This window comes from Saccharomonospora halophila 8 (assembly GCF_000383775.1).
In the GTDB taxonomy this organism is placed as follows: Bacteria; Actinomycetota; Actinomycetes; order Mycobacteriales; family Pseudonocardiaceae; genus Saccharomonospora; species Saccharomonospora halophila.
In genome coordinates this window covers 68734-73630 of the sequence record NZ_KB912503.1, presented here as the reverse complement: position 1 = coordinate 73630, position 4897 = coordinate 68734, and the positions used below count along the sequence as shown (strand labels likewise).

The 4897-nt window shown below is 71.8% G+C and carries 5 protein-coding genes and 2 pseudogenes; 6 read left to right on the top strand and 1 reads right to left on the bottom strand.

Annotation, left to right across the window (positions count from 1 at the left end):
• The 6 genes and pseudogenes from SACHA_RS23700 to hypB all read left to right on the top strand — a co-directional run.
• Nucleotides 1-259: pseudogene (locus SACHA_RS23700) on the top strand (hydrogenase maturation protease); the annotation flags it as partial.
• The gene (locus SACHA_RS0105590) at nt 237-509 is read left to right on the top strand and encodes a HypC/HybG/HupF family hydrogenase formation chaperone (RefSeq protein ID WP_007024162.1); all 273 of its coding nucleotides are present in this window, start codon (nt 237-239) and stop codon (nt 507-509) included. The pseudogene SACHA_RS23700 and the gene SACHA_RS0105590, both read left to right, overlap by 23 nt.
• 11 nt (nt 510-520) lie before the next feature.
• Nucleotides 521-1702: a hydrogenase formation protein HypD gene (gene hypD, locus SACHA_RS0105585; RefSeq protein ID WP_019807835.1), complete on the top strand. Its 1182-nt coding sequence runs from the start codon at nt 521-523 to the stop codon at nt 1700-1702.
• Nucleotides 1699-2769, top strand: coding sequence for a hydrogenase expression/formation protein HypE (gene hypE, locus SACHA_RS0105580; RefSeq protein ID WP_019807834.1), 1071 nt, complete (start codon nt 1699-1701; stop codon nt 2767-2769). The genes hypD and hypE overlap by 4 nt, the downstream gene beginning before the upstream one ends.
• A 77-nt stretch (nt 2770-2846) precedes the next feature.
• Entirely contained in the window at nt 2847-3200 is a 354-nt protein-coding gene (locus tag SACHA_RS0105575; RefSeq protein ID WP_028662918.1) for a hydrogenase maturation nickel metallochaperone HypA/HybF, read from the top strand.
• Nucleotides 3178-4005, top strand: coding sequence for a hydrogenase nickel incorporation protein HypB (gene hypB / locus SACHA_RS23695; RefSeq protein ID WP_083935784.1), 828 nt, complete (start codon nt 3178-3180; stop codon nt 4003-4005). Before SACHA_RS0105575 ends, hypB begins: the two co-directional genes overlap by 23 nt.
• 89 nt (nt 4006-4094) lie before the next feature.
• Here hypB and SACHA_RS24970 read toward each other — a convergent pair.
• A pseudogene (locus SACHA_RS24970) lies at nt 4095-4835 on the bottom strand (DMT family transporter); the annotation flags it as partial.
• Nucleotides 4836-4897 lie beyond the last annotated feature (62 nt).

Genomic DNA, 4897 nt, shown 5'->3' with positions numbered 1-4897 from the left:
CGGGCCCGGCCCGGACGCCGCGGCCGTTCCCGACGCGCACGGCATGGACCCGGCCTCGGTGCTGGCGCTGCTGCGGACGTTGGGCGGCACCCCGGGCCGGGTGCTCGTCGTGGGCTGCGAGCCACAGGACGTGACGGAGGGGATCGGGCTCTCCGAGCTCGTGGAAGCGGCAGTGGAGGACGCGGTGTGGCGGGTGGTCGAACTCGTCGACATCGCCGTGGAGAGAGGTGGTGCCGATGTGTCTCGGCATTCCGGGTGAGATCGTCGAGATCCTCCCGGATCGTCCCGACCTGGCGCGGGTGAACGTCAGCGGTGTGCGCCGGGCGATCAACGTGGGGCTTCTGGAGGCCGACCCACCGCGTCCGGGTGACTGGGTTCTCATCCACGTCGGTTTCGCACTGTCCAAAATCGACGAGGAAGAGGCCGCGGCGGTGTCGCGCTATCTCGAAGAGCTCGGGCAGGCCTACACCGACGAGATCGACGCACTGAGTCAATCGATGATCGAGTGAGGGCGGCGAGCATGCGATTTGTCGACGAGTACCGCGACGCGGACACGGCGCGGGCGCTGGGCGCCCGGATCGCGGAACTGTGCGAACCGGGTCGCGAGTACCAGTTCATGGAGGTGTGCGGCGGGCACACGCACACGATCTACAAGCACGGCATCGCCGACCACCTGCCCGAGCAGGTGTCGCTGGTGCACGGCCCGGGCTGTCCGGTGTGCGTCATCCCGATGGGCCGGGTCGACGACGCCATCCACATCGCGTCCCGGCCGGACGTCATCATGACCTCGTTCGGCGACATGATGCGGGTGCCGGGCAGCGACAACACCTTCTTCGACTCGAACGCCGAGGGCACCGACATCCGCATGGTGTACTCCCCGCTCGACTCGCTGAAGATCGCGCGGCAGAACCCGGACAAACACGTGGTGTTCATGGCGATCGGCTTCGAGACCACGGCCCCGTCGACCGCGATGACCCTGCTGCGCGCCGAGGAGGAGGGCCTCGACAACTTCTCCGTGTTCTGCAACCACGTCACCATCGTCCCCGGCATCAAGGCGATCCTGGACTCCCCCGACCTGCGGCTGGACGGGTTCCTCGGGCCGGGCCACGTCTCCACGGTGATCGGTTGCCGGCCGTACGAGTTCATCGCCGCCGAGTACGGCAAGCCGCTGGTGGTCGCCGGGTTCGAACCGTTGGACCTGTTGCAGTCGGTGCATCACCTGATGCTCCAGCTCGCCGAGGGCCGGTGCGCGGTGGAGAACCAGTACTCGCGCGTGGTGCCGTGGCAGGGCAACCCGGTGGCGCTGGAGGCGATCAACCGCACGATGCGGCTGCGGCCGTACTTCGAGTGGCGCGGGCTGGGGTTCATCTCGCACTCGGCGATGCGGCTGCGGGACGACTACGCCCGGTTCGACGCCGAGCGGATCTTCGACCTGCCGGGCGTGCGGGTGGCCGACCCGAAGGCGTGCCAGTGCGGCGAGGTGCTCAAGGGTGTGCTGAAGCCGTGGGAGTGCAAGGTGTTCGGCACCGCATGCACCCCGGAGACGCCGATCGGCACCTGCATGGTCTCGCCGGAGGGCGCCTGCGCGGCCTACTACAACTTCGGCCGGTTCACCCGGGAGCGGATCCGGGACGCCACGGCGACCGCGTCCGCGACGGCACCGGCGACCACGGCAACGGCGAACACGGGGGGCCGGGGATGAGGACCGAGGACGAGGTACTGGACCGCATCGACAAGGCCCGCAGGCGCAAGCCGAAGATGCGGGAGGAACGGATCACCGCCGCGCACGGTGCCGGGGGCAAGGCGAGCCAGACGCTGGTCGAGGCGGTGTTCCTGGACTCGTTCCGCAACGCCGTGCTGGAACCGCTCGGTGACGCCGCCGACGTGGTGCTCGGCGGCACCCGGCTGGCGATGACGACGGACTCGTTCGTCGTGTCGCCACTGTTCTTCCCCGGTGGGGACATCGGGGACCTCGCGGTGAACGGCACGGTCAACGACCTCGCCGTCTCCGGTGCCACCCCGGGCTACCTCTCCTGCGGGTTCATCCTGGAGGAAGGATTCCCGGTCGCGGACCTGCGCCGGATCGTCGAGTCGATGACCCGGGCGGCCCGGACCGCGAACGTGCAGCTCGTCACCGGGGACACCAAGGTGGTCGGCAAGGGCAGCGGCGACGGCTGCTACATCAACACCACCGGCGTCGGTTTCCTCCCACCCGACCGTGCCCTCGGCATCCACACCGCGCGCCCCGGCGACGCGGTGATCGTCTCCGGCCCGGTCGGCGACCACGGCATCACGGTGTTGCTGGCCCGCGGCGAGCTGGACATCGAGCCCGACCGGCTGACATCCGACACCGCGCCGGTACACGGGCTGTGCGCCCGGCTGCTGGAGGTGCCCGGCGTGCGGGCCATGCGGGACGCGACGCGGGGCGGTGTGGCGACGGTGCTCAACGAGGTCGCGCGCGCGGCCGACGTGTCGGTCGTGCTCGACGAGGGCGCGGTCCCCGTGCGCGACGAGGTACGCGGCGCCTGCGAACTGCTCGGCATCGACCCGCTGTACGTGGCCTGTGAGGGCCGGTTCGTCGCGGTGGTCGCGGACGCCTACGCCGAGGCGGCCGTCGCCGCGCTGCGGGCCGATCCGCTCGGGGCGGAGGCGACCGTGATCGGCCGGATCGGGGCGGACCCACCGGGCACGGTGCTGCTGAACACCGCCTTCGGCGGGACCCGGATCGCCGACCTGCTCGTCGGTGATCCGCTGCCACGCATCTGCTGAACACGCCCGGGCCGGACCGGGCCCGGCAGCACGGACCAGGACGAGAGACAACGGACGAAGCGGGGGTGCGGCGGCCGATGCACGAGTTGTCGATCGCGCAGAGCGTGGTCGGGGCCGTCCTGGACCACACGGGCGGCGACAGGGTGCTGTCCGTGCGTCTGGAGATCGGCGCGCTGTCCGGGGTGGAGGTGGACGCGCTCCGCTTCTGCTTCGACCTCGCCGCCCGGGAGACGGCGGTTCAGGACGCGGAGCTGGTCGTCGAGCGGGTCGCCGGTCGCGGACGCTGCCGCGTGTGCGCGGCGGAGACGGATCTCGACTCGTTCGTCGCCCGCTGCCCCTGCGGATGCCCCGACGTCGAGGTGACCGCCGGGGAACAACTACGGATACGGGACGTGGAGGTGGCACGCGATGTGCGGAACATGCGGGTGTGACGGGGCCGTACCGGCGGCCGGGTCCGACGGGGGCTCGACCCCGGACCCCGGCCCGGGGCTGCGCGAGACGGTGGAGGTCGAGCGGGACGTGCTGGCCCGCAACGACGCCCTCGCCGCGGCCAACCGGGAGTGGCTGGCGGAGCGGGCGATCCGGGCGGTCAACGTGATGAGCGCTCCGGGTTCGGGCAAGACGACACTGCTCGCGGCCACGGTCGGCGCGCTGGCCGGAGAGGTCCCGCTCGCGGTCGTGGAAGGGGACCAGGCGGGCTCGCTCGACGCCGACCGGCTGCGCGAGGCGGGATGCCGCACGGTGCAGGTGAACACCGGGTCGGGGTGCCATCTGGACGCCGACATGTTCGCCCGTGCGCTCCAGGAACTGGACCCTCCGCGAGGTGCGGTGGTGTTCGTCGAGAACGTCGGCAACCTGGTGTGCCCGGCGCTGTTCGACCTGGGGCAGCGGGAGCGGGTGGTGCTCGCCTCGACGACCGAGGGCGAGGACAAGCCGCTGAAGTATCCCCAGATGTTCCGCGCGGCCGACGTCGTGGTGCTGACCAAGCTGGACCTCGTGCCGTACCTGGACTTCGACACCGACCACTTCGCCCGGCACCTGCGGCGGGTGAACCCGGACGCGACACTGCTGCCGGTCTCGGCACTGTCCGGGGCCGGCCTCGGTCAGTGGCTCGACCGGCTGCGCCCGGGTCCGGGATCGTCGGTGCCGGGTTCGGGCGGATCGGGGCCGGGGGTGTCGGAACCCGGGGTGTCGGAACCGGGGGTGTCGGAACCGGGGGTGTCGCTCTCCTCGTAGGCGCCCGCCGCACCGTGCAGGGAGGGTGCACGGGTCAGCAGGAACGTGCAGCAGGTCAGCAGGACGAAGCCGGCGAGCTGGGCCACGACCCAGCCGCCGGCCCGCACCTCCTCCCCGAACACGGCGATCCCCCAGCCGATGCCAACGACCGGGTTGGCGAGGATCAGACCCGGCTGGGAGGCGACGAGGCTGCCCGCCCGGAGCGTGATCTGCAGCAGGACGAACGCGGCGGGTCCGGCCACCAGCACCGCCCACGTCTGCCACGCGCCGAGCACGGCCGCGACACCGCCGGAGAACGTGCCGGTGACCCCGGCCACCAGCACGGCGAGGAACCCGAACGACATACCGGAGGCCACGCCGAGATAGGCCGCGCGGACGGCGTACCGGTGCCGGCGGGCCACCACGACCAGCGCGACGAGCACGACGACCGTGACCGCGCAGCCGAGCAGCCAGGTCGGGCCGGTCACCGCGCGGGGACTGCCGCCGGTCGGGCGCAGCCCCACGAGCAGCAGGACAATCCCGGTGTTCACACCCAGCACCGTGGTCCACTCCCGGCGGTGCAGCCGCGCGTGCAGCAGGAAGTTCGACAGCACCAGCACGAGCCCGAGTTCGGCCGCGAGGATCGGCTGCACCATCGAGATCGGCCCGGTGCTCAGCGCGGCGACCTGCAGCACGAACCCGGCGAGCATGAATCCCGCGCCCGCCAGCCAGGGAGCCTGGTGCGCCAGGTCCCACACCATGCGCACCGACAGCGACCTCTCCCCCGGTTCCCGGCGGGCACCCTTGCGCTGCAGAACGGAGGCCAGCGCGTTCGCCAGCGCCGCCGCCACCGCGAGGACGACGGTCAGCACGGTGCGCCCCGTCCCGGCTCAGGACCGGCCCGCGGCGCGGT